At 70.3% G+C, this 22,839-nt stretch carries 23 protein-coding genes; 10 read left to right on the forward strand and 13 right to left on the reverse strand.

Going from position 1 to position 22,839, the window contains the following annotated elements; translation table 11 throughout:
• Position 1: 1 nt before the first annotated feature.
• From Dsi01nite_RS05230 to Dsi01nite_RS05245, 4 genes are all read right to left on the reverse strand, one after another.
• Complete coding sequence (locus Dsi01nite_RS05230; protein ID WP_203844870.1) at positions 2–1,612, reverse strand: HK97 family phage prohead protease; 1,611 nt, start codon at positions 1,610–1,612, stop codon at positions 2–4.
• Positions 1,609–2,739: a phage portal protein gene (locus tag Dsi01nite_RS05235; protein WP_203844871.1), complete on the reverse strand. Its 1,131-nt coding sequence runs from the start codon at positions 2,737–2,739 to the stop codon at positions 1,609–1,611. Before Dsi01nite_RS05235 ends, Dsi01nite_RS05230 begins: the two co-directional genes overlap by 4 nt.
• An 8-nt stretch (positions 2,740–2,747) precedes the next feature.
• On the reverse strand, positions 2,748–4,232 hold the full coding sequence (locus tag Dsi01nite_RS05240; RefSeq protein ID WP_203844872.1) for a terminase large subunit domain-containing protein: 1,485 nt from the start codon (positions 4,230–4,232) through the stop codon (positions 2,748–2,750).
• A 350-nt stretch (positions 4,233–4,582) separates the two neighbouring features.
• Positions 4,583–4,750, reverse strand: a complete 168-nt coding sequence (locus Dsi01nite_RS05245) for a hypothetical protein (protein ID WP_203844873.1) — start codon at positions 4,748–4,750, stop codon at positions 4,583–4,585.
• Between the two features lie 45 nt (positions 4,751–4,795).
• Here Dsi01nite_RS05245 and Dsi01nite_RS05250 point away from each other — a divergent pair, with 45 nt between their 5' ends.
• A complete protein-coding gene (locus Dsi01nite_RS05250; protein WP_275423331.1) occupies positions 4,796–5,242 on the forward strand; it encodes a transposase in 447 nt (148 codons plus the stop codon).
• Positions 5,243–5,247: 5 nt separating this feature from the next.
• On the opposite strand, the gene Dsi01nite_RS05255 is transcribed toward Dsi01nite_RS05250, so the two are convergent.
• Positions 5,248–5,544, reverse strand: a complete 297-nt coding sequence (locus Dsi01nite_RS05255; RefSeq protein ID WP_203844875.1) for a hypothetical protein — start codon at positions 5,542–5,544, stop codon at positions 5,248–5,250.
• 86 nt (positions 5,545–5,630) lie between these two features.
• Positions 5,631–5,816, reverse strand: a complete 186-nt coding sequence (locus tag Dsi01nite_RS05260) for a hypothetical protein (RefSeq protein ID WP_203844876.1) — start codon at positions 5,814–5,816, stop codon at positions 5,631–5,633.
• Positions 5,817–6,348: 532 nt separating this feature from the next.
• Between Dsi01nite_RS05260 and Dsi01nite_RS05265 the strand changes: the two genes are divergently transcribed.
• Complete coding sequence (locus tag Dsi01nite_RS05265; RefSeq protein ID WP_203844877.1) at positions 6,349–7,314, forward strand: hypothetical protein; 966 nt, start codon at positions 6,349–6,351, stop codon at positions 7,312–7,314.
• Between the two features lie 175 nt (positions 7,315–7,489).
• Here Dsi01nite_RS05265 and Dsi01nite_RS05270 read toward each other — a convergent pair whose 3' ends face one another.
• A complete protein-coding gene (locus Dsi01nite_RS05270; protein WP_203844878.1) occupies positions 7,490–8,980 on the reverse strand; it encodes a recombinase family protein in 1,491 nt (496 codons plus the stop codon).
• A 25-nt stretch (positions 8,981–9,005) separates the two neighbouring features.
• On the opposite strand from Dsi01nite_RS05270, the gene Dsi01nite_RS05275 reads away from it, so the two are divergent.
• The gene (locus tag Dsi01nite_RS05275; protein WP_203844879.1) at positions 9,006–9,491 is read left to right on the forward strand and encodes a serine hydrolase; all 486 of its coding nucleotides are present in this window, start codon (positions 9,006–9,008) and stop codon (positions 9,489–9,491) included.
• Here Dsi01nite_RS05275 and Dsi01nite_RS05280 read toward each other — a convergent pair.
• Together Dsi01nite_RS05280 and Dsi01nite_RS05285 are read right to left on the reverse strand one after the other, a co-directional pair.
• The gene (locus Dsi01nite_RS05280) at positions 9,488–9,742 is read right to left on the reverse strand and encodes an acyl-CoA-binding protein (protein WP_203844880.1); all 255 of its coding nucleotides are present in this window, start codon (positions 9,740–9,742) and stop codon (positions 9,488–9,490) included. The two genes, Dsi01nite_RS05275 and Dsi01nite_RS05280, sit on opposite strands and share 4 nt — an antisense overlap.
• A gap of 9 nt (positions 9,743–9,751) precedes the next feature.
• Positions 9,752–10,096 (reverse strand): MmcQ/YjbR family DNA-binding protein, encoded by a 345-nt coding sequence (locus tag Dsi01nite_RS05285; protein WP_239135700.1) that lies wholly within the window; start codon positions 10,094–10,096, stop codon positions 9,752–9,754.
• Between the two features lie 130 nt (positions 10,097–10,226).
• On the opposite strand from Dsi01nite_RS05285, the gene yicI reads away from it, so the two are divergent.
• On the forward strand, positions 10,227–12,563 hold the full coding sequence (gene yicI / locus Dsi01nite_RS05290; protein ID WP_203844882.1) for an alpha-xylosidase: 2,337 nt from the start codon (positions 10,227–10,229) through the stop codon (positions 12,561–12,563).
• Positions 12,564–12,577: 14 nt separating this feature from the next.
• On the opposite strand, the gene Dsi01nite_RS05295 is transcribed toward yicI, so the two are convergent.
• The 3 genes from Dsi01nite_RS05295 to Dsi01nite_RS05305 are packed head-to-tail and all read right to left on the reverse strand — an operon-like array spanning position 12,578 to position 14,577.
• Entirely contained in the window at positions 12,578–13,609 is a 1,032-nt protein-coding gene (locus Dsi01nite_RS05295; RefSeq protein ID WP_203844883.1) for a LacI family DNA-binding transcriptional regulator, read from the reverse strand.
• Positions 13,610–13,627: 18 nt separating this feature from the next.
• Positions 13,628–13,927, reverse strand: a complete 300-nt coding sequence (locus Dsi01nite_RS58840) for a carbohydrate-binding protein (RefSeq protein WP_203844931.1) — start codon at positions 13,925–13,927, stop codon at positions 13,628–13,630.
• A complete protein-coding gene (locus Dsi01nite_RS05305) occupies positions 13,924–14,577 on the reverse strand; it encodes a ThuA domain-containing protein (RefSeq protein WP_239135710.1) in 654 nt (217 codons plus the stop codon). The genes Dsi01nite_RS58840 and Dsi01nite_RS05305 overlap by 4 nt, the downstream gene beginning before the upstream one ends.
• Between Dsi01nite_RS05305 and Dsi01nite_RS57120 the strand changes: the two genes are divergently transcribed.
• Both Dsi01nite_RS57120 and Dsi01nite_RS05310 read left to right on the forward strand, forming a co-directional pair.
• Entirely contained in the window at positions 14,458–14,712 is a 255-nt protein-coding gene (locus Dsi01nite_RS57120) for a hypothetical protein (RefSeq protein WP_239135712.1), read from the forward strand. The genes Dsi01nite_RS05305 and Dsi01nite_RS57120 overlap by 120 nt on opposite strands.
• A 436-nt stretch (positions 14,713–15,148) precedes the next feature.
• Complete coding sequence (locus Dsi01nite_RS05310; RefSeq protein ID WP_203844884.1) at positions 15,149–16,483, forward strand: condensation domain-containing protein; 1,335 nt, start codon at positions 15,149–15,151, stop codon at positions 16,481–16,483.
• A gap of 159 nt (positions 16,484–16,642) precedes the next feature.
• Here the strand turns inward: Dsi01nite_RS05310 and Dsi01nite_RS05315 are convergent, their stop codons facing one another.
• Positions 16,643–18,307 (reverse strand): hypothetical protein, encoded by a 1,665-nt coding sequence (locus tag Dsi01nite_RS05315; protein WP_203844885.1) that lies wholly within the window; start codon positions 18,305–18,307, stop codon positions 16,643–16,645.
• 158 nt (positions 18,308–18,465) lie between these two features.
• Between Dsi01nite_RS05315 and Dsi01nite_RS05320 the strand changes: the two genes are divergently transcribed.
• The 4 genes from Dsi01nite_RS05320 to Dsi01nite_RS05335 all read left to right on the forward strand — a co-directional run bounded on the left by Dsi01nite_RS05320 (position 18,466) and on the right by Dsi01nite_RS05335 (position 22,832).
• Entirely contained in the window at positions 18,466–20,118 is a 1,653-nt protein-coding gene (locus Dsi01nite_RS05320; RefSeq protein ID WP_203844886.1) for a methyl-accepting chemotaxis protein, read from the forward strand.
• Positions 20,119–20,226: 108 nt separating this feature from the next.
• On the forward strand, positions 20,227–20,574 hold the full coding sequence (locus Dsi01nite_RS05325) for a PadR family transcriptional regulator (RefSeq protein ID WP_203844887.1): 348 nt from the start codon (positions 20,227–20,229) through the stop codon (positions 20,572–20,574).
• Positions 20,564–21,469, forward strand: a complete 906-nt coding sequence (locus Dsi01nite_RS05330; RefSeq protein WP_203844888.1) for a hypothetical protein — start codon at positions 20,564–20,566, stop codon at positions 21,467–21,469. Before Dsi01nite_RS05325 ends, Dsi01nite_RS05330 begins: the two co-directional genes overlap by 11 nt.
• A gap of 112 nt (positions 21,470–21,581) precedes the next feature.
• The gene (locus tag Dsi01nite_RS05335) at positions 21,582–22,832 is read left to right on the forward strand and encodes a glycoside hydrolase family 16 protein (RefSeq protein WP_239135701.1); all 1,251 of its coding nucleotides are present in this window, start codon (positions 21,582–21,584) and stop codon (positions 22,830–22,832) included.
• Positions 22,833–22,839: the final 7 nt, after the last annotated feature.

A 22,839-nucleotide genomic window follows, 5' to 3' on the forward strand; every position in this document is an offset into this window, starting at 1 on the left:
CTCAGGAGTGCGTCAGTCGCAGCACGTCGTCATCGCGGATGACGGCCTCAGCCGAATATTGAAAGAAGCCGATGAATACGCTTTTTACCTGAATTTCGAAGGTGAGCCTCTGCGGCGGCGAAGTCCACTGCCAGACCGATTCCGGCACCATGAGGTAGCTCTGGTCGGAGCCGAGCGCCCACGCGGGCACGCCGACGGCGTTGCCGATCTGGACCGCGCCGAAGCTGGACGTTGCCGAACCGTCGGCGTTGGTCGGGTTGATCATCGGCAGTAGCGGCCGGTTGTCGGCGTCCTTGGCGTTGATCAGCGCCGTGTAGAGGTAGCCGTCCAGCGCGAGGCTGCGGTACCGGTTGCCGCCCCGCTTGAACTGGAGGCCGATCAGGATGCCCTTGAGGTCATCGACCAGGACGGCGTTGGCGCCGGTGATGGGATGAGGGGTCAGGGTGAGTCCGTCGAGCAGGTCCGCGATACGCGCCTCAGCTGCCTCTGCCGATGCGGCAAGCATCTCCTGCCAGACGATCGCGTCGGCCTGAGGTGACCCGCCCTGGTCGATTAGCTCGCGGTTGATTTCTGCTTTGCCCGACAGCACGCCCGGCGTGATCGTCTGGCTCGTGACGTTCATCGACGCAAGCGACGGCTCGACGCCTTCGACGTGCGGGTTGACCAGGTTGGTTGCTGCGCCGAACTTCGGCAGCGTGAACGGCGTTGCGTCGCTGATCGTCCCGGTGCTGATCAGCCCGGCGAGCGGCCGGTTGTACCGCAGCGGCGGCACGTACAGGTCCGGGCGGTTCTGGGTCGGGTTGAGCGCGGCGGCGTTGGCGCGGGTGACGGCGAACGTCTCGCCGACCGTGCCGATGAACGCGTTGATCCGCTGCGTCGCTTCACCGTCGCCACGCGTCGAGGCGATCGCGTCGGCGACGAATCCGAACCGGCCACCACGTCCGTCGAATCGGTACGGTGCCTCCTCTGCGACCTGCGTCGTGGCGGCGTTCGGGACGGGCTGCGGGACCGGACCATCCACAGTGGGCGGGGCTGCGGGTTTGAGGCCGGCAGCGATGGCCGCGCCCAAGGCGGCGGGGTCAAGGTTGAAGGTCACCGGAGCGACCGGGATGTCAGTGCAGTCCGGCATGACCGGGATTCCTTCCTGCGGGGTGGCGCTGAGCGCGACGGAGTCGATGCGGCTGCCCGAAAATGCAGGCAGGGGAGTGAGCGAAATTTCCTGGGCGGTCGCGGTGCTGACGTGGAGTTCCTCGCCGACCAGGCGGGCACCGCCCTCGGGCACATCGATGCCGACGGATAGGCCGACGACCCCGTCATGCGCGAGTTGGAGTGCCTCGTTACCTGCGGCGGTGCGGGATACGGCGAACTCGACCTCAAGACCTCGATCGGTCCACTCGCCGAGGGTCAGCAGTCCGACCGGGCGGGTTGCGTCGTGGTAGGCCAGCAGCGGAGTGCGGGTGCCGAACTTCACGGAGTCCTTGAGGAACCGCCAGACACGGCCGGCCTTGCTGGCGGTGGCACCCAACGGGATCGCCAGGCCACGGATGCGCCGTGCGGGAACGTCCGCGAACGTCTCACGGTGGTCCAGGTCGAAGACGAGCCGCTCGGTCATGCCTCCGCCTCCAGGGGCGGGCGGTCCTCCAGCGCGCGGACCTCATCGACGGTGAGGAATCCCGCGTTGAGGGCGATCTGGTGTGCCTGGTAGCGGGTCAAGGTGTCCGCGCGTAGGAAGCCGTCGAGGTTGAACCGCACCCGTTGACCTCGGGGCGTCACGTCACCGAGCGACAATCGCTCCTCGACCGCGTGTAGGTACGGGGCGAGAACGAAGTCCACAAACGACCGTCGAGCGTCCTGCGCGTTGGCGTAGGTTCGGCTGGTCGTGTTGACCGACAGCCAATCAGCGTCGATGCCCGTGAGTCGGGCGATCTCTGTTACAGAAAATTCCCTGGCCGCTACGAGCTGCATCGATTCCGGGGACATCCGATCGACGGTGTTGAGCTGCAAGCCGCCCGGCACGTAGGCGGTGGCACGGACCTTGCGGGCGTTGCGCCAGTCCGTCAGCAGCCTCTCGACCTCGGCAGGGTCCTCGGGGTCCACGCCGTCGACCGGGGTGAAGTAGCTCGCCGGCTCAGGGCTGTCGGCATACAAGGCTGCCGTTGCTTCGAGCCGGATCAGGTTCCTGATCGCGGGTGCACCGGCGAGAAGCAGCGGGTCACATGGGCTGGTGAACAGGATGATCTGCTCGGGGCTCATCTCCCGCCCGTCGACCCGGATCGTGCCGGTCTCGTCCTGCGACCACTTGCCGTACTCGATGCGCTCGACGACCTGCGGGAAGCCGGTCGACGTGCGCAGCACGACCAGCCACAAGGAGCGACCGTCGTAAATAAGGTCCTCGACCAGGCGGGTGACGCTGACGCTTCGGACCAGACCTTGCAGGCTCTCGGGCTGCTCCAGCAGGGCGTGTGCGACCTGCTCACCTGCGGCGTTGATCGCGTGCAGAGGGAGCGTCCCGATCGTGCCGGCGACCAAATCTCGCGCCCGCTTCACGGCGGGGACGGCGAACGCTTCCCGGCGGGAGACCTTCCCTGTCATGGCGGTTCCGCCAACGAGGGCTTGCCAGGTCGGAAAGTCGTTGTCGCCGAGCGCGAACCGGTGCCGGGCAGGCTGGAGGGCGGGTGCAGTGTCGGGAGACACCGCCTGCACCCGCCCCGTCAAAAGGGTCGACCAGAACCCAGGCATTGACAGATCTATCGGTTCGAGTTCTCCGGAACCGTGATCAGGCGGAGCTTGGCGGGTGCGGGCAGCGATCGGGCTAGATGAATCGCTCCGGCGGCGGAATATGCGGCGTCGGCGTGCCCACCGTCGCGACGGCTGAACCGCCACCCGTCACCGGACGTGAGCCGTTTCGCGCCCAGGACGTGAGCGGCGAGCAGCGGGTCACCGTTGTGCGCGACGCGGCCGGCTGCGGCGAACTCGGCGAGCCCCTGACAGATGGCGTTGGTCTGTCCGACGGTGAAGCCCTGGGCGTTGCGGACCCGGGCGATGTCGGTGCCCAGGGCTGCGGCGGGACCGGAGGGGAACCATCCGAAGGTGCGGGGGCGGATGCGGGCGAGCAGGCCGGGCAATGACGCGCGGACCTCGGCGGTCGATTGCCAGGCAGCGACGACTTCGACTCGAACACGGCCGTCCGGCAGGGTCGCGGCAGCGACCAAGGTCGAGTGCTGCAAGTCCGGGCTGAGGTCCAGGCACACCACCACGCGGGACCGGTGCGCGTCGAGGGTGCCCGGGTCGTGGCATGCGGCCCACGCGTCGGCACTGACCGCCTCATTGACGGCGGCGACGACCTGCGCGAGGTTCTCGGTCCGGAAGACCGAGGCAGGCTGACTGAGCTTCGAGGTCAGCGCACGCTCGGTGATCGTGCGGCCCAGGGACGGGTTGGCTTGCCGCCACGCATGCCGGTCGGTGATCTCGCATCCGTCCGGGGCGGACCACTCGAACAGGCCGAGGGACGGGTCCTCGCCGGACCGGCCGAGGGCGAGAAAGTGATTGAGGACGATCGAGCCGGCGTCACCTGCGTTCGACAGCATCCATGTCTGTGCGTCTCCGACCGCCAAAGTCGCGTTGTCGGCGGCGGCATGCGCCTCGAAGTCCCGGTGTTCGCGTAGCTCGTCCTCAACGACCCGGTGAGCGGTCAACCCTCGCCCGCCCCGGCGACCAGCAGCAGCGATCTTGTAGCGGCACCGATTGCCGACGGTGAGTTGCCAGTCCCCATTGGACCGGCGGACCTTCACCCGGCCGAACACGTCGGGCAGATCCTCGGCGAACTCGACCGCGTTCTCCCACACCTCACGGGCCGTGTCCAGGCTGCTCGACGTGCCCAGGATCAGGGGGACACCCTGACTGAGCCACCACAACGACAGGGCGGTGATCAGGCTGCTCTTGCCCTGCTGCCGGGCGGCAACGACCAGGACGGTCCGAAAGCGCGGTAGGCCGTCTTCCTGCAACTCCTGGGCGTGGAGTAGAAGGAAGCGCTGCCAGGGAAGTGGAGTCCACCCGAGTGCCGACTTACACCAGTCGATGACCTCATAGCCGGAAGTCGATTCCGGAGTCAGTGGGCGAAGCGGCTTGGTATAGATGCGCGGCTTTGCGATGCCCAGGCGTCGTCTTGACTCGATTTGAGGAAGTTCGCTGTTATCTGTATCTATGTGGTCACTCTGGGGGGAGGGATCCACGTCGGAGGTGGGACCGGGACCCGGCCGGCCGGGAAAAGCGCGGGCATCATTGTCGATTGCAGTGATCGATGCTGAGCCATGAGTCGATGCGCTCACCATCGGGTCGCCGAGGAAGGCTCAGGATCTCCGAGAGGCTGCCCCACCTTGCGGTTGCACTGACGGCACGAGGCGACCACGAAGGTCGGGTCATCACCCGTGATCAATCGACCCAAGGTGTGATGGCCTGCGGTCGCGTCGAGCGTGCAACCGGGTAGCCGAAGCTGACAGACACCGCCGTCACGGCGCAGCACTATGGCCCGGACACGACGCCACCCGGTGTCAGTCCCGCCCGCCCACGCTCGCGACACGGGTCACCCGTTGGTGTTGGTGGTGTCGGGGGCGGTGCTGTCGGCGATGTACTCCCCGGTGCGGTTGGAGACCGGGTTGCCCGGGTCGCGGTCGCTGTGCTCGGGCTGCTCGGGCTGCTCGACGGTCGGCAACTTGCTGGAGCTGACCGACCCGGACGCTTTGCGTGACATGAGCGCTATATCGGTCGATGAGAGGCCGGCGCGTTTCGTGAGCCGATGGACAGGTGTGTGACGGACACTCCCACTCGGCATGCCCATCGACGCTCGTACTCACCGGCCTACCGACAGGAGGTGGTCGATCAGGTCCGAGTCGGGCAGCGCAGGATCATGGAGGTCGCCAGAGAGCGCGGGATCGCACCCACCCTGATCCGCAACTGGGTCCAACGTGCCATCGCCGAAGAGGTCCCGGCAGAGCCTGAGCGACTGCAATCCCGGTCAGCGCGGGATCGAGCGCTTGACGATTTCCTCGCCCAGCGGCTGGAGAACCCACCAACGCACGTCCGGGGCGTCCGTCGCGTCGAGGTCGACCTGTTCGCCGGTCACGTCGCGCGGGCGCTGGACGCGTTTGCGACCGACCCGAGCTATGCGGTCCAGATCGCCAGAGCCGCGTGGGCGCTGACCCAGCGACAAGCGCAGCAAAAGACCCGCAAGCGGGTAACGTGAGCGCGCTATCCGTGCAGGTAGGCCATTCCTGCGAGCGGCGAACCGAAGACCAGGACGGCGGTGCCGTCGTTCGGATAGTGGACCTCGGGAAGCAGTTGCTGACCGCTGGCGCTGATCACGGTCACGCCCGGCTTCGTTGATAGAGCATGGTTGATCGTCCACGACGCCGACGGGACGGGCTGCGTGTGCACGTAGCGGGAGCCGGTGCCGACACCGGTGACCTCGGCGGCACGTAGCCGCGCCTCGATGTCGGCGATGAACGGTGCCCAGTCATAGACCGGTCCCTCGCCGAACGTCAGCACCCGCTCAGGTGGCTCGGGAACTGCCCCACGCTCAGCTGTTACGGCGGAGCGGGCGTAGCCTCCACGCGGATTCTCTTCCGTCGCGGTCATCGCGCGCTCAAAGGTGCTCGGTAGCCGACGTACGCGGTGCCCGTGCGCGCACTGGCCGTGATCCGCTCGATCCCAGCCAAGGAGCATACGCGGCCGAACAGCTTGCGGCTGATCCCGGCACCGAAGTGCTGGCGCTCTTCGGCGAAGCGTTGCCACGCCAGATAGAAGTCGATCGCTGCCACGCAGGAGTTCGACGCAGAGTGACGGTCGAGGAAGGCGCGGAAGGTGTCTGAGTCAGCTAGCGCTTGGGATCGACTGCACGCCATATTTGAAGCTTACTCCTGCATAGCAAAGGAATGCGAACCAAAGATCGACTAACTTTGCGTGCAAGATCGCTCCTCCGGGTAGCGACTTCGGTCCCTGGAACGCGGTAACGGTCCGTGGTCGACCGTGGCTATAGTTGATCCATGACGAGCACTCAAAGCGCAGGTCCACATCGGACCTCCGCAGCGACCGCAGCGCGCAGGTCGAAGGCGCAGGCGCGGCGAGTCGAGAAGATGGCGGAGCGGCTTCGAGAGTCGGGCTACACGGTCACGAAGAACACGGAGCCGACCGAGAAGACGCCCGGCAACTTGGTCTCGAAGAGTGTCACGCGGGTCGAGTTCGCCGGCTCTGAGGAGGACGGCACCCGATAAGCACGAACAAGCCCCGGGCGGGAACCCGGGGCTCAACGGTTTCACTGGACCGTCCACTGTCCGAAGTAGAGGTTACCGCATGTCCCGCACCACCGTGGACAAGAGTCAGGGGTACCGATGGGTCACGTGGCTGCGCAGCCACCACCGGAGCGAGTTCGCTCGGATCCTGCGGTACGGCACCCCCTCCGACGAACTCGTTGCCCTCGCGGAGTTCCCGGTCCTGCTGCGCAGCGCACATGAATCGGAGATGGAGTGGGTAGAGTTCCCGCTCTCGCTGAGCCGGCGATCCGGGCAGGCGCTGCTCTTCGAGACCGCGAAGCAGGTCGACTCTTACATGAAGTCGATCCCGATGTTCTCCTGGACCACGGTGTCATCCTGCCGGGAGATCTCCTCGACCCGCAGGACGTGGGAGATGCGGCGCAGTGCTGAGCTGGTCGCGGAGGCGATCCTGTACCGGGCGGCGGTGGAGTTCGTGAACACGGTGCTGTGCGCCTACTCCACCATCCAGACCTGGATCAGCAAGGCCCACGGCGTGGAGCTGAGCTTGCTCGGGATCGGCAACGCGCTGCGGTGGTGGAGCGAAGTCGAAGGCTCGCCCTTTTCTGTTCTGGAGTGGGGACAGCGGGGCGGATTCGGTCAGCCCACAAGGATCAGGATCAGGTTTGGGACTGAGGTAGGAGCTACCCCTAGCCCTACACCGGAAGCACCCGCCCGGACCTCCCCTCGGAGACCTACTGGTACTACAAGATCGTTTAGGGCATCCCAAGAGCAAGCTGATGAATGGGTTCTCTCCTACGCCCATGCCATGAACGCTGTGTACCGCCTCCAGGACGAACTCAAGGCCCACGCCCAGAAGCGCCGGAAAGAGCAGGGCGAGCGCAAGAGCATCGAGCACGCGCAGGAGAAGGAGGCGATCCGTAAGCGGGTGACTGAGCACCTGCGTGCTGGTCAACCCCTCTTCGGCACGCTGGAGGACCTCGTTCCCGCCGTACGGGTCGGCGCTACAGCCCCTGTCGAGCCCGCACCCATACCCGTACCTGCGTAATCCTGCGAGATCCCCGTATAGGTGAGTGTGGGAGAGATGTGCGGCGACGAGCCGGCGAAGACGAGGGACCACCGGGATGCCGCCTACTGGGCACACATCGACAAAGTGCTCGACGGGTTCACGCCCGTCGAGCACTGGCCGGAGGAGAAGAGGCGCCGTATGGCGCTGCTGTGGTCTACAGCTTCTCCACGATCTGGACGTACTCAGGCTTGAAGCCGGGACCTCTCGGAGCGGGCAGGACCGTCACCTCCAGCAGCTCCGAGAGGATCGCGCGCTGGATGCCCAGTGACATCGACTCCCACTTCGCGCGCTTGTCTTCTGCCTCCACGAGCTGCTTCACGGGCGACTCGACCACCACGGAGCCGAGCTGCTGCTGAACTGCGTCGAGCCGCGCTCTGGTCACCTTGGTGCCCTCCAGCATCTGGGCCCGGGTGATGAGGTCGGCGGCCTCGTCGCGGGTGTACTGGGCGAGCTTCTCGATGAGGGCCGCCTCCTTCTCGCGCAGGGCGGGCACGTCGATCCCGGGGTCGGTTGTCCGCAGCAGGTTGATCGCTCCTGGTCGCTGAGCCCACCGGATGATGAAGTCGGTGATGTAGCCATCCAAGATGTCGCACTGCCGGGAGGTGTGGGGTCCACCCGGACCACGGGTGCTGCACAGATACGCAGGCCCGGGAGGGGCACCCCGCTTCTTGATGCTCTTGCCCGGGTTACCTGGTCGCATCGGCGAATCGCAGGCGCACTTGTAGAGGAACGAGCCGAGCCACCGGTGAGCGGGACCAGGACCAGATCGGCGAGCCGGGTCCTCCAGTACCGCGACTACGGACTCCCACACGTCCCGGTCGAGGATCGGTTTCCACGGCGCAGCCCCGACCTTCTCTCCACGGTGGACCATGAGTCCCGCGTTGCGCGGGCGGAGCAGGATCAGCCTCACGGTCCGGGCCGACCACGGCCGCTCACGTGCGACCTCGCGCTTGATGAGGTCGCGGACGATGACCCGCAAGGGCACCTCGTTCAGCACCTGCTCCGCCATCTTCACGATCTCGCCGGCCTCGTTCTCGCGGATGGTGATGCCGTCCGGCTCGAAGCCATAGGGGCGGGGACCTCCACCGTGCTCGCCGTTCATGGCCTGACGGAGTCGAGCGGCGGCGACACGACGCGCGGTATCGGTGCTCGACTTGTTCGCCATCGTGACCATCATGCGGGCGATGGTGCGCTCGTCCGGCGTGCCGCCGTTGGTGAAGGACAGCGTCCCGGTCAGCGACTTCACGTTGGCGCTGTGCGCCTCCACCGTGTCGATGAGGTCTTCGAGGTCCCGAGGGTTGCGCACTGCCCGGTCGAGGTCGACACAGAGGAAGCCGCCAGATTTGCCAGAGCGAATGCGGTCGAGCAACTCATCGAAGCCCGGCCGAATGACGCGCAGTGCGGTAGTGCCGTCAGCGAGTGTCACTTTCCTGCGCTTGAATGCGGACGCGGGCTTCGGCTTTCCACCCTTCATGTCGTTCTCGATGACGGGCTTGCCGATGGTCCAGCCCTCCCGCTTCGCCCGCTCCCGCAGGAGGCGCTCGTGCTCGACCAGACCCTTGCTCAGACCGTCCTCGTTGAGGTCCTCGGTCCGTAGGTCGGACAGCCGCAGGTAGAGATCCATTGGAGCGTTTGCGCTGGTCATGGCTTGAGTCTGTCATAACTCAACCTTGGGCAACCCGAAGGTGCTGTCGGAGACCGGCAACTACAACCTGCCCGAGGTGCGCCGGCTGGAGCTGCCCGCCGCCAACGGCACCGGCGAGGTCCGCGCCATCGCCCGCGCCTACGGCGACGCGGCCACCGGCGGCGGCACGCTCGGCCTCGCACCGTCCACACTGGACGCCCTGGCCCGGCCGGCCGAGCCGCCGAGCGGCGGGCTGCGGGACGTGGTGCTGCGGGTGCCGACGATCTTCTCGCTCGGCTACGTCAAACCGTTCCCGCGGCTGCGCTTCGGCGCCGCCGGCGACCGGGCGTTCGGCACTCCCGGCGCGGGCGGGTCGTTCGGGTTCGCCGACCCGGAGACCGGCGTCGGGTTCGCCTACGCCATGAACCGCGCCGGGTTCCACCTCTGGGACGACCCGCGCGAGCTGGCACTGCGCGAGGCCCTGTACACGACGGTCCTCGGCGAGCGGACCCAGCGCCCGGACAAGAGCTAGCCGCGCAGCTCGGTCACCAGGGCGACGTACTGGCGCTGCGCGTCCTCCTGGCCGGTGCCGGCGAGGGCCTTCCAGGCGTCGTACTTGGCCCGGCCCACCAGGTCGAAGACGCCCGGCCGCTTGCCGTCGGCGTCGCCGTGGGTGCCCTGCTTGTACAGGGCGTAGAGCCGCAGCAGGACGTCGTTGGCGGGGCGCTGGTCGAGCTGCTTGACGTCGATCTGGGCCTGGTCGAACTCCGCGCTGAGTGACATGCCCGCAGACTAGCGCCTCAGCGGGTGATCCTCGGCGAGCGACTCGGGTGCTGACAGCTGCCACGCCTCGTAGAGCAGCTCGGCGAGCTCGTCGGCGTCGATCTTCTGCAGGTAGACGACCACCCAGCCGAAACCGCCGGACGTGAACTGGATCTCGAACACGTCGGGGCGCTCGGCGACGAGGGCGATCTGCTCGGAAATGGTCTGTTTCAACCCGGTGGTGTGGGTGCGGGGCCAGTAGTAGCCGAAACGCTTGCCGCGCACGCTGAACGACGTGTAGTCCGCGGCGTGCGCCCGCTCGACCTCGGCGAGCTCGTCCACCATCGCCAGGAACTGCTCGTCCGGAACCGCCACGACAAGCATTGTGGCAGGTGTCGTGGAAGTTTCATCCTCCCGCCTGGACAGCGGCCGCACCCGGTTGACACGTCAGGGAACAGGTTCGTAGCGTCGACTGTCGAAGCGCTTCGACAGGGATGGGCAGTGCATGAAGTTCAGCGACGGGTACTGGCAGCTGCGCGACGGGGTGCACCCCCTGTACCCGGTGCACGTCCATGACGTGGCGGTCGGCGCGAACAGCCTGTCGGTCTACGCGCCGACCCGGCGGGTCACCGGCCGGGGCGACACGCTCAACACGCCCCTGATCACGGTCGAGTGCACCACCCCCGCGCCCGACGTCGTCGCGGTGCGGGTCAGCCGGCACACCGGCGGCCGGGTCCGCGGCCCCCGGTTCCGCCTCGACGCCGACCCGGCCGCCGACGGCAAGGTGACCCGCGACGACGACGCCGTCACGTTCACCGCCGGCGCACTGAGCGCCCGGTTCTCCCTCGGCGGGCAGTGGCGCCTCGACTTCCTCGCCGAGGGGCGGATCCTCACCACCAGCGCGCCCAAGGCCCTCGCCGCGCTGCGCACCCCGGACGGGCACTTCCTGCGCGAGCAGCTCAACCTCGGCGTCGGTGAGGTGGTGTACGGCCTGGGCGAGCGCTTCGGACCGGTGGTCAAGAACGGCCAGACGGTCGACGTGTGGAACGCCGACGGCGGCACCAGCAGCGAGCAGGCGTACAAGAACGTGCCGTTCTACCTGACCAGCGCGGGCTACGGCGTCTTCGTCGACGACCCGGGCCCGGTGTCGTTCGAGGTCGGCTCCGAGGCCGTGTCGCGGGTCCAGTTCAGCGTCCCCGGCCAGGTCCTGTCGTACCTGGTCATCTACGGCCCGACGCCGCGCGACGTGCTGCGCAAGTACACGGCGCTGACCGGCCGCCCGGCGCTGCCGCCCGCCTGGTCGTTCGGGCTGTGGCTGTCCACGTCGTTCACCACGTCCTACGACGAGGCGACCGTGACGTCCATCGTGGACGGCATGGCGGAGCGCGGGCTGCCGCTGTCGGTGTTCCACTTCGACACGTTCTGGATGCGCGAGTTCCACTGGTGCGACTTCGAGTGGGACCCGGTGACCTTCCCCGACCCGGCCGGCATGCTCGCCCGCCTCAAGGCGAAGGGGCTGCGGATCTGCGTGTGGATCAACCCGTACATCGCGCAGCGCTCCGCGCTGTTCGACGAGGGCGCCGCGGCGGGTTACCTGGTCCGCCGGGAAGGCGGCGACGTGTGGCAGTGGGACCAGTGGCAGGCCGGGATGAGCCTGGTCGACTTCACCGACCCGGCGGCGCGAGCGTGGTTTCAGGGCAAGCTGAGGAGCCTGCTCGACCTCGGCGTCGACTGCTTCAAGTCCGACTTCGGCGAGCGGATCCCGACCGACGTGGTCTGGGCCGACGGCGCCGACCCGCTGCGGATGCACAACTACTACACCCACCTGTACAACGAGGCGGTCTTCGAGGTGCTGCGGGAGCACCGCGGCGACGGCGAGGCGGTCCTGTTCGCCCGGTCCGCGACCGCCGGCGGGCAGCAGTTCCCGGTGCACTGGGGCGGCGACTGCGCCGCCACGTTCGAGTCGATGGCGGAGAGCCTGCGCGGCGGGCTGTCCCTGGCCTGGTCCGGCTTCGGGTTCTGGAGCCACGACATCGGCGGGTTCGAGGGCACCCCCGACCCGGCGGTGTTCACCAGGTGGATCCCGTTCGGGCTGCTGTCCTCGCACAGCCGCCTGCACGGCAACGAGTCCTACCGAGTGCCGTGGCACTTCGGCGACGAGGCGGTCGCCGTGCTGCGCGAGTACACCCGGCTCAAGGCGCGGCTGATGCCGTACCTGTACGGCGCCGCCGTCACCGCGCACCGCGAGGGCCTGCCGGTGCTGCGGCCCCTCGCGCTGGAGTTCCCCGACGACCCCGCCTGCGCCCACCTGGACCGCCAGTACCTGCTCGGCGGCAGCATCCTCGTCGCGCCGGTGTTCAGCGCCGCCGGCGACGTCACCTTCTATCTGCCGGCGGGGCGGTGGACCGACCTGCGCAGCGGGGAGGTGCTGACCGGGCCGGGCTGGATCCGCCGCCGGTACGGGATCGGCGACCTGCCGGTGCTCGTCCGGCCCGGCTCGGTCGTGCCGTTCGGCGCGCACGACGACCGCCCCGACTACCCCTACGCCGACGGCGTCACCCTGCGGGTCTACGAGCTGCCCGACGGCGCGGGCACGACCGTGGACATCCCTTCACCGCGGGGCCGGCCCGACACCACCTTCACGGTGCGCCGGGCCGGGACGACCGTCGAGGCGCGCCGACGCGGCAGTTCGCCGGCGCGCTGGCGGGTGCAGCTGGCCGGCGTCACGACGGTGGCGGCCGTCGACGCCGGCCGGCTCACTCCCGCGTCGAGCACCGACCCCGCCGGGGTGCTCATCGAGGTGGACGCTGGTGTGGACCAGGTGACCGTGCGGCTGACCTGAAGGGGTGGGTGGGATCAGCGCCGCCGCGACCCGGTCCGGGTGTTCCGGGCCGCGGCGGCGCTGTCGCGCACCGTCAACGCCGGCGGCAGCAGCGTCGCCTCCGGCACCGCCCGGCCGTCGAGCTTCGCCATGAGCAGGTCGACCGCGAGCCGCCCGACCTCCTCGGCCGGGATGCTCACCGACGTGAGCCGCGGCTTGCCCCGCTCGGCGACCTCGTCGGGGCAGATCGCCACCACCGACACGTCCCGCGGCACCCGCAGCCCGAGCGCGGCGAACGCGTCCAGCAGCGGCGGCACCGTCGGCTCGTTGTGCACCACCACGCCGGTCAGGTCGGGGTGGCGGCGCAGCAGACCCGTGACCGTCTCCAGGACCGCGTCCGGGGTCGGCTCGCACGGCACGGTCGTGCCCCGCAGCCCCCGCCGGCGCAGCGCCTCGTCGAACCCGGCGGCGGTGCGGCTGGCGAAGCCCAGCTCCCGCTCGTAGACCTCCGGCGGCGAGCCGACCAGCGCGACACACGCGTGGCCGAGGTCCGCGAGGTGATCCACGCAGGCCGCGCCGGCCGCGGCGAAGTCCAGGTCGATGCAGGTCAGCCCGTCGGCGTCGGCGGGGAAGCCGATGAGCACCGACGGCCGGCCGAGGCTGCGCAGCCGCGGCAGCCGCCGGTCGTGCAGCTCGACGTCCATCACGATGAGCGCGTCGGCGAGCGAACTGGCGGCGACCCGCTCCAGGCCCTGCTCGCCCTCGTCCTGGGTGAGCAGCAGCACGTCATGGTCGAAGCGCCGCGCCGCCGTCACGACCGAGATCACGAACTGCATCAGCACCGGCACGTACAGGCCGGTGTAGAGCGGCATGATCAGCGCGATGACGTTGGACCGGTTGCTGGCCAGGGCGCGGGCGCCGGCGTGCGGGTGGTAGCCGAGCACCTCGACCGCGGCGAGCACCCGCTGCCGGGTCTCCTCCGAGATCGTCCGCTTGCCGCTCAGGACATACGACACGGTGCTCGGAGACACCCCCGCCTGCCGTGCCACGTCACCGATCGTCGCCATGCCCCTGCCCTCCCATGGTCACGACAGTATGCGGCAGCGGCGCCGCGCCCCCGTGGTGCGGGAAACGCGACGCCGCTGCCCGGCCGGTTGGCCCACCGGGGCCGCGGTGCTGGTCCAGGCCTTGTTGACGGTGGTGGCGTTCAGCGTGGCGGTCGCCAGGACCGGTCCGGTCGGCGAGTCGAGCCGCAGCTCGACGGTGGCGCGGGCGGTGCCGGCGGTCGCCGCCGAACCACGCGAGTGCCGCAGCGTGACGGTGCCGACGCCGCCGAGGCTGACCGGGTCGAACGCGACGTGGTCGCCGGGGTCGAAGCCGGTCAGGTGCTGCCCGCCGCCGGTGTCACCGCTGACGGTGGCCTCGACGCCCTACACCCGTGCAGCCGGTCGTGGACGCGTGGCCGTGGCCGTGGCTGTCGTGGCCGAGCACGAAACTTACCGTCACCCGCGAACAGTCGACGGGTCCGTCCTCCGGGTCGGTGACCGTGAACGGCACGGCGTCGCCCCACGTGAAGCACGAGCCCGCGACCGGCGCGACGACGGTGACCGCCGGCGCGGTGTCGCCGACCGTGACGGTGCGGGTGAGCACCGCCGTCGTGCCGCTGGAGTCGGCCACGGTGAGCTTCGCCGTGGAGACGCCGTTGGTGGTGTACGTCCTCGTCGTGCTGGCAGACCGGGGCTGGCGCCGGCCGCCGGGTCGAAGAGGCGGATCTCGCCGCCGTGGTTGTTGTGCAGGACCCGCCCGTCGGGCAGGACCGTGAGGGACATCGGCTCGCCGGCTCGTCGTTGTGGGTGACCTTCTCGCAGTTGCCGATGACGGTCGCGCCGCAGTCGCCCTCGACCACGCCGGTCACGTGCCCCTCGAACGCCGCCTGCCGCGCCGGGTCGAGCACGTCGCCGATGGTGTTGAGCAAGACGACCGCGCGGTAGCGGGCCAGGTTGGCGGCGGTGAACGCGCGGGCGTCCCGGGTCACCGTCGCGGTGAAACCGTTGCCGCGGGCCAGGTCCTGGATCTCGTCGAGCACAACGGCACGACCCCCGAGCTGGTGCAGATGTTCACGGTCCTGGTCGGGGAGAGCGTGGCCGCCGACCATCCGGCCCGCGCCTGAAGCGGTCTCTCGCGCCACCCGCGTAGGCATGTCCTTTTTCGCCCCGTGATGCGGAAATCTCCGGACCGGACCAAATTGACGACGGTTGGTTACAGTCATGCATTGAGTTCAATGCTTGAATACTATTCATCCCCCTTGCTGGGTCCCTCTTCCGGTGCGATTATTCTGGACATTGACCACAATTGACGCCGGATCAATCCGTGCGCCCTTCCGTGCCTGTCTCGGCGAACGCTAGGCTCCCGGGCATTGCCGGAGCACCCGGATTCCGCTGGTGCGGATCGACGGGCAGCCATGCCGAAAGGGGGAAGACCATGCCGAAGGCCGTTCGCTCGCTCTAGGAGTCAGCACTGCGCCGGCGCCGTTCAACAATGCGCCGGCGCAGGTTCCATCCCGTTTCGGCGAAAGAACTGGAATCGCTGTGACCATGCGTATTACGGTGCCCTTCGAAGGGGGCGGCAGCGGGGTCGGGGAACTGACCTGGGGACAATTCGCCGCCTGGCGTTCGATGCAGGTCGTCGAGGCCACCGAGTGGGCCGGCGGCACGATGCCCCTGGCGCCCGGCACGAGCGTCCGGGACGTGGCGACCACGCTCGGGTTCATCATGAGCCGGCACCAGTCGCTGCGGACCCGGTTGCTCGCCGACGGCGACGGCCCCCCGAAGCAGCTCCTGTCCTCGTTCGGGGCGGTCACCCTCGAGGTGCACGAGGACGACGGCGACCCCGAGCGCCTCGCCGCCGCCATCCGCGCCCGGTTCGAGGCGCTGCCGTGGGACGCGTACACCGACTGGCCGGTGCGGATGGCGGTCGTCGCCGACGCCGCGGACCCCGACCGGGCCCTGTGGTTCGTGGCCCTGTACTGCCACATGGTCATCGACGGCTACGGCTTCGAGGCGCTCATCGCCGACCTCGCCAACCTCGACCTGGCCACGGGCCGCCACCTCGCCCCGGTCGCCGGCGTCCAGCCCCTGGAGCTCGCCGCCGCCCAGCGTGGCACCGCCGCGCTGCGGCAGCACAACGCGTCGCTGCGGTACTGGGAGAAGCACCTGCGGGCGATCGAGCCGCGCCGGTTCCCGGTGGCGCTGACCCCGCAGCCCGAGCGGTGGTGCGAGGCGACCCTCACCTCACCCGCGACGCGGCTCGCCCTCGCCGTGGTCGCCGAGCGCGCCAAGGTGCACACCGGCACGGTGCTGCTCGCCGCGTACGCCGTGCTGCTCGGCCGCCTGTCGGGCCAGCCGGTCGGGGCGTGCCGGATCGTGGTGAGCAACCGGTTCCGGCCCGGGTTCGCGGCGTCGGTCAGCAACCTGGCCCAGGCGGGGCTCGCGGTCATCGACGCGGGCGCCGGCGGGTTCGACGACGTCGTCGCCCGCGCCTTCAAGAGCCAGCTCACCGCCGGGATGCACGCCTACTACCACCCCCGCGACCTGTGGGCGCTGGTCGAGCGGGTCGGCGCCGAACGCGGCGTGGAGCTCGACACCGCCTGCTACTTCAACGACCGCCGCCGCTCGGCCGCGCAGGCACCGGCCCCGGGCCGGCCGGAGCCGGACCGGATCCTCGCCGCGCTGCCGCGCAGCGAGCTGCGGTGGGGGCCGAGCTCCAACGAGTGGGACGCGACCTGCTTCCTGCATGTCGACGCCGCCCCCGAGGCCGTCGAGCTCACCTGGCGGGTCGACACGGCCGCGGTCTCGCCGGCGATGCTGGAGACCTGCCTGCGCGGGATCGAGTCCCTGGTGGTGACCGCCGCCCTTGACGCCGCCGCCACCGTCGCGGCCTGACCACCCACCCGAGGTGGTCAGCGGCGGGCGAGCCAGGCGCGGAGGTTGGCGATCCACAGGGCGACCGCGCCCGCGGCCAGCAGCGCGGCAACGGTCCACCCGAGCCACAGGGCGACCGCGCCCGCGGCCAGCAGCGCGGCGACGGTCCGCCCGAGGTGGTCAGCGGCGGGCGAGCCAGGCGCGGAGGTTGGCGACCCACAGGGCGACCGCGCCCGCGGCCAGCAGCGCGGCGACGGTGACGCGCCAGTGCCGGGCGGCGGTCTCGACCAGGGTCCAGCCGGCGAGCAGGACCACCGCCGTCATGACGCCGCGGCGCAGGAGGCGCAGCAGCCTGCGCCGCGCCGCGGCCTCCACCGCGACGAGCCCGGCCAGCAGCGCGGCGACGGACCAGAACACGCCGAGCGGCGGGTTGAGCACGATCAGCGCGGCGCCGCCGAGCACCACCGACGCCGACGCCGCCGACCACAGCACCAGGAACCGGCGCCGCCGGGCGTCGGGCCGCGCGGCCAGCCGGTGGACGGGCTGCGCCGCCGGCGGCGGTGGCGGGTCGCCGTCCCGCAGGGCCACCAGCTCCGCCTGCAGCGCCTCCAGCTCCGGGTCGGCGCGCGGGTCTGGGCCGCGGCCGGCGGCCCTCGCCGCGGCCCGCCGCCGGCGCAGCTGCCCGCGGCGCCGGGCGATGAGGGCGGTGACCTCGCGCCGGCGGGCGCCGGCGGCGGCGCCGGGGTCCGGCCCCTCGGCGTCCAGGCCGGCCCAGGTGACCGGGTACCCCCAGGACGCCCGCACGGTGCCGTCCCGCTCGTACCGGGGGCCGGCCGGCGCCCGCTCGCCGCCGAAGCGGTCCTCGGTGTCCAGGCCCCACAGCCCCCGGTAGTCGCGGACCCAGGGGGTGTCGTCGCCGATCAGGACCGGCGTCCACGGGTGCCGTTCGCCGGCGCCGATGCCCGCGCCGTCGCCGCGGTGGTAGTCCAGGAACGGCAGGCCGAACCCCGGCCCGGCCGCCGCTGTCGGCGCGGCGACCAGCCGCCGCGCCGCGTGCCACCAGCCGCCGGCCCGCTCCAGCCACGGCCAGCTCACGGTCGTGACGTAGTCGCCGGGGCCGTACGCACCGGCGTGCGAGCCGCCGCCCGCGTAGACGACCGGATGCTCGCCGACCCGTTCGAGGTCCGGGTCGTCCCAGCGGCGGCGCAGCTCGGGGCCCAGTTTGTCGTGCGAGGAGAACACCACCCACGCGGGCGGTCCGCCGGGCTCCGCGACGAAGACCGTCACCTGCTCCCAGTCCGCCTCGTGGTCGTTGACGCCGCCGAAGGTGGAGCGCCAGTCGTTCATGGCGTAGAAGTACCAGTACTGCATGACCAGGTAGCCGCCGTCGCGGGAGACCCGGCCGTAGTACGGGTGGACCTCGGGCGACGGCCGCGCGGCGTGGCGGACCTGGGCCGCGGCCCGCGTGCCGCCGGGCACCGTGCCGCGCACGAGCAGCGACAGGCGCAGCGCCGCGTCGACCAGCCGGGACGTCAGGCCGACCGCGGCGAGGCGGTCCCCCGGACGGAACGCCGCCGGGCCCAGTTCGCGGCGCCAGCGCCGGTACGCCTGCCCGCGCAGCGGACGATCCACGAACCGCAGGTGCAGCGGCTCGCCCCGCAGCCGGCGGCCGTGTTCGGCGAGCCGGTCGGGATCCAGGGCACCGGCCGGGGCGAGACAGCCGCCGGCGCGCCAGAGCGAGGCGGCGCCCAGGAAGCCCTCCACGGACGTCGGCAGGAACAGTTCGCCCGCCGTGTAGCGGAACACGGGCTCGTAGCGGGTGAGGAGCCGAAGATCGTCTGACACCGGGCCGCTCTACCCGGGCCGGCGCGGGTCGCGGGGGATTCCCCGCATGAGCCGGGGTGAAACATTTCGCTCCGGGCGGATTCTCTCAACGGCGACGCGGCCGGGCCGATGGGGCGGTTGGACCCCTGTTTTTCCGGCCCGGGCGGCAAGGACGGCACATGAGCACAGGTACGAACCCCATCGAGGTGACGGTCCGTCGTGGCGCACTGGTCGGCTGGGTGGCCGACCGGTCCGTCGGGACGAAGAACCTGATCGGCATCGCCCTGGTCGCGCTGGTCGCGGTCGGCGTCGGCGTCCTGTCGATCTCGAGCATGTCGCAGCTCAACGACCGGCTCGGGCACCTCAAGTCCCGGCATCTGGAGAGCGTCGAGCAGCTCGTGGTGATCCGGCAGGGCGTCAGCGAGAACTACCGGGGCCAGTCGCTGTTCGCGTGGTCGAGCTACGACCCGACCCTCGGCCCGCGGGCCGTGCAGGCGATCGACGGCGGCGACGCGATGATCGACGAGGCGGTGGCGAAGTACCGGACCCGGCTGGCCGGCTCGGCGACCCGCGAGGCCGCGCTGAACGACTTCGCGAAGGCGTGGACCGACTACAGCAACCTGCGCGACGTCGTGGTGTTCCAGAAGACGCCCGCGGCCGGCGTCACCGTCCCGACCGACCCGGCCGCCAGGAACACGCTGTGGCAGAGCCTGGAGGCGCAGATGAACGCCGCCCTGGGGAAGCTGCAGCAGCAGGAGATCGTCGAGTCCGCGGCCATGGCGAAGTCCGCCGCGGACGACTACGCGACCGCGCGGAACTGGACCATCGGCTCGCTCGTGGCCGGGCTGGGCCTGGCGCTGCTCCTGGCGCTCGGCATCGCGCGGCGGATGAACCAGCAGCTGCGGTCGGTCTCCGACACCCTGCGCGGCGTCGCCGACGGTGACCTGACCCTGCGCGCCGACGTGTACGCCCGCGACGAGCTCGGCTCGATGGCGGCCGCGATGAACCGCGCCAACGAGAGCGTCGGGCGCACCGTGCAGACCCTGGCCGCCGCCGCGGGCACCCTCGGCGCCAGCACCGGCCGGCTGACCAGCGTCACGACCCGCATCGCGGACAGCGCCAAGGCGGCGGCGTCCCGCGCCAACGTGGTGGCCGGCGACGCCGGCACCGTGTCGCACAACGTGCAGACGGTCGCGGCCGGCTCCGAGGAGATGGGCGCGTCGATCCGCGAGATCGCGCAGAACGCCAACGACGCCGCACGGGTCGCCTCGGAGGCGGTCGGCGTGGCCGAGTCGACGAACCGGACCGTGTCGAAGCTCGGCGACTCCTCGACCGAGATCGGCAACGTGGTCAAGGTGATCACCTCGATCGCCGAGCAGACGAACCTCCTGGCCCTCAACGCCACGATCGAGGCGGCCCGCGCGGGTGCGGCGGGCAAGGGCTTCGCGGTCGTCGCGAGCGAGGTGAAGGACCTCGCGCAGGAGACCGCCCGGGCCACCGAGGACATCTCCCGCCGGGTCGAGGCGATCCAGTCGGACACCGCCAACGCGGTCGGCGCGATCGGCGAGATCAGCCGGATCATCGCGCGCATCAACGACTACCAGCTCACCATCGCCTCGGCGGTCGAGGAGCAGACCGCGACGACGAGCGAGATGAGCCGCAGCGTCGGCGACGCCGCCCACGGCGCGGCGAACATCGCCGGGAACATCGCCGGGGTCGCCGACGCCGCGGACACCACGACGGCGACCCTGAGCGAGGTCGACGCGACGGTGGCGGAGCTCAACGGCCTCGCCGCCGACCTGCAGCAGGCCGTGGGCCGCTTCCGCATCTGACGCCCGCCGTGATCCGGAAGGCCTTGTGCGGCCAGGAGCGCACGAGGTCTTCCGGATCATGAAAAATGGGCGTTGAAGCACTGTGCGTCATACAGTACTGTGTGCCACATGGTAAGCGGTGCCGCGGACAAGCTCGAGCAGGAGCTGCGTCGCGGGGTCCTCGTGCTCGCGGTGCTGTCGCAGCTGCGGACGCTGCGCTATGGCTACGAGCTGCGGCAGTCCCTCGTGGAGCGAGGGCTGTCGATCGAGGAGGGCACCCTCTACCCGCTGCTGCGCCGGCTCGAGGCGCAGGGCGTGCTGCGCAGCGAGTGGCGCACCGCCGAGGGCCCGCCCCGGCGCTACTACGAGCTCAGCGCCGACGGCGCGGAGCTGTTCGAAGGGCTCACCGCCACCTGGCGGGGCCTCAACACGGCCATGGATCTTCTCCTGGAAGGCGAACGGTGCGATGACCGCTGACGAGCTGATCGACGGCTACGTGGCCGAGGTGGTCGGTCTCCTGCCCCGCGCCCAGCGCCGCGACGTGGCACTGGAGCTGCGGCAGCTGCTGAGCGAGGAGGTCGCCGCGGCACCCGACCGGGCGGAGGCGGCCCGGGCGCTCCTGGCCGGTTTCGGGCGCCCGGCCGAGGTGGCGGCGCGCTACGGCACGCCGGTGACCCTCATCGACCCGGCCGACACCCGCCGGTTCCTCACCCTCGCCGCGGGCGGGGCCGGGCTGATCCTGTTCGCCGCCGTGCTGCACGAGCTGATCGAGCGGGCCGCCCCGCAGCGCGACCTGGAGCGGGCCGGGCAGCAGGCGCTCCCGTTCGTCTTCGCGTGGCTCGGCCTGCTCCTCGCCGGGTTCGCCGTCGCCGCGTGGGCCCGCCGTCGCCGTCCGGACACCGGTTGGCAGCCTCGGCCGGTGCCCACCGACCGGATCAACCGGCTGGGCCGGGCGGCCGGGCTCGCGTTCTACATCCTCGGCACGTTGGTGCTGCTGGATCCCGCCCGCGTGATCGTGCCGCTCGCCGGGGAGGCGGCCGAGCCGGCGCTGCGCGAGGCGTTCGCCTATGACGGGGACTTCCTGCGGGTGCGCGGCCCGGTCCTGCTCGCGCTGCTGGTCGCCAGCCTGGTCGTCGAGGCGGTGCTGGTGGTCAAGGGGCGGTGGTTCCCGCTGCTGCACCATGTCACCCTCGGGCTCGGCCTGGTCATGTGCGCGGTGCTCACCTGGGTCATCGGCGCGGGGCCGGTCTTCACGGCGGCCCTGACCGACCAGACCGCCAAGGAGATCGTCGGGCTGATCGTCCTCGGCTCGCTGATCGACCTCGCGGTGCGGGCCCGCAAGCACCACGTGCGGCGCGCCGTCCACCATTGAGAGCGCTCTCTTGACGGGGTGGCCGGCGACTTTGTAGGTTCGACAAAAGTCAATCTGTGAAGATTGCTTACTGTAGCCGCACGGACACCGCCATGTCCTCGGGAGGTCGCCCATGCACATCCACCTCAAGGCTCGTTCCCTGCTCATGCTGGGCGCGACCGTCATCACGTTCCTCACCGCGATCGCGGTGCGGGACGCCGGCACCACCGCGGCCCAGGCCGCCATCGGCGGGCTCACGTGGTCCGACGAGTTCGACGGCGCGGCCGGCAGCGCGCCCAACGCCAGCAAGTGGAAGCGGGACATCGGCGGGGGCGGGTGGGGCAACAACGAGCAGCAGTACTACACCAACAGCACCAGCAACGCCTCGCTCAACGGCGCCGGCCAGCTCGTGATCACCGCGCGCCGGGAGAACCCGGCCAACTACCAGTGCCACTACGGCACCTGCCAGTACACCTCGGCCCGGCTGCTGACGCAGGACAAGTTCACCCAGGCCTACGGGCGCTTCGAGTCCCGCATGAAGATCCCGCGGGGGCAGGGCATCTGGCCGGCGTTCTGGATGCTCGGCGCCGACATCGGCACCAACCCGTGGCCCAACAGCGGCGAGATCGACATCATGGAGAACATCGGCCGTGAACCGAACCAGGTCCACGGCACCATCCACGGCCCGGGCTACTCCGGCGCCGAGGGCATCGGCGCCGGCTACACCATCGGCGCGCCGTTCGCCGACGCGTTCCACACGTTCGCGGTCGAGTGGGAGCCCAACGCGCTGCGCTGGTACGTCGACGGCAACCTGTACCAGACCCGGACCCCCGCCGACCTGGGCGGCGACCGCTGGGTCTTCGACCACCCGTTCTTCATGCTGCTGAACCTCGCGGTCGGCGGCTACTGGCCCGGCTACCCGGACGGCACCACCCAGTTCCCGCAGACGCTGACGGTCGACTACGTGCGGGTGTACGCGTACACCAGCGGCGGCGGCGGAGGCAGCGCCGGACCGATCATCGGCAACGGGAGCAACCGCTGCATCGACGTGCCCAGCTCCAACGCGGCCGACGGCAACCGGCTGCAGATCTGGGACTGCAACGGCACCGGCGCGCAGCAGTGGACGTTCAACTCGGACGGTTCGGTGCGGGCGCTGGGCAAGTGCATGGACGTGTCCGGCGGCTCCACCGCCGACGGCGCGGTCGTGCAGCTGTGGACGTGCAACGGCTCGGGCGCGCAGAAGTTCACCCTGAGCGGCGCGGGCGACCTGGTGAACATCCAGGCGAACAAGTGCGTCGACGTGCAGAACGTGGCCACCGCCAACGGCTCGAAGCTGCACATCTGGACCTGCAACGGCGCCAGCAACCAGAAGTGGCACCGTTAGTTTCGTG

The organism is Dactylosporangium siamense (assembly GCF_016862795.1).
Taxonomy (GTDB): domain Bacteria; phylum Actinomycetota; class Actinomycetes; order Mycobacteriales; family Micromonosporaceae; genus Dactylosporangium; species Dactylosporangium siamense.

What these genes read in the sequence shown, in the direction of transcription:
- Dsi01nite_RS05325 (WP_203844887.1), top strand. Translation starts at nt 20,227, where the DNA reads ATGGTAAGCGGTGCCGCGGACAAGCTCGAGCAGGAGCTGCGTCGCGGG.
- yicI (WP_203844882.1), top strand. Translation starts at nt 10,227, where the DNA reads ATGAAGTTCAGCGACGGGTACTGGCAGCTGCGCGACGGGGTGCACCCC.
- Dsi01nite_RS05295 (WP_203844883.1), bottom strand. Translation starts at nt 13,609, where the DNA reads ATGGCGACGATCGGTGACGTGGCACGGCAGGCGGGGGTGTCTCCGAGC.
- Dsi01nite_RS05250 (WP_275423331.1), top strand. Translation starts at nt 4,796, where the DNA reads ATGGACAGGTGTGTGACGGACACTCCCACTCGGCATGCCCATCGACGC.
- Dsi01nite_RS05230 (WP_203844870.1), bottom strand. Translation starts at nt 1,612, where the DNA reads ATGACCGAGCGGCTCGTCTTCGACCTGGACCACCGTGAGACGTTCGCG.
- Dsi01nite_RS05235 (WP_203844871.1), bottom strand. Translation starts at nt 2,739, where the DNA reads ATGCCTGGGTTCTGGTCGACCCTTTTGACGGGGCGGGTGCAGGCGGTG.
- Dsi01nite_RS05245 (WP_203844873.1), bottom strand. Translation starts at nt 4,750, where the DNA reads ATGTCACGCAAAGCGTCCGGGTCGGTCAGCTCCAGCAAGTTGCCGACC.
- Dsi01nite_RS05280 (WP_203844880.1), bottom strand. Translation starts at nt 9,742, where the DNA reads ATGTCACTCAGCGCGGAGTTCGACCAGGCCCAGATCGACGTCAAGCAG.
- Dsi01nite_RS05330 (WP_203844888.1), top strand. Translation starts at nt 20,564, where the DNA reads ATGACCGCTGACGAGCTGATCGACGGCTACGTGGCCGAGGTGGTCGGT.
- Dsi01nite_RS05265 (WP_203844877.1), top strand. Translation starts at nt 6,349, where the DNA reads ATGTCCCGCACCACCGTGGACAAGAGTCAGGGGTACCGATGGGTCACG.
- Dsi01nite_RS05335 (WP_239135701.1), top strand. Translation starts at nt 21,582, where the DNA reads ATGCACATCCACCTCAAGGCTCGTTCCCTGCTCATGCTGGGCGCGACC.
- Dsi01nite_RS05270 (WP_203844878.1), bottom strand. Translation starts at nt 8,980, where the DNA reads ATGACCAGCGCAAACGCTCCAATGGATCTCTACCTGCGGCTGTCCGAC.
- Dsi01nite_RS05320 (WP_203844886.1), top strand. Translation starts at nt 18,466, where the DNA reads ATGAGCACAGGTACGAACCCCATCGAGGTGACGGTCCGTCGTGGCGCA.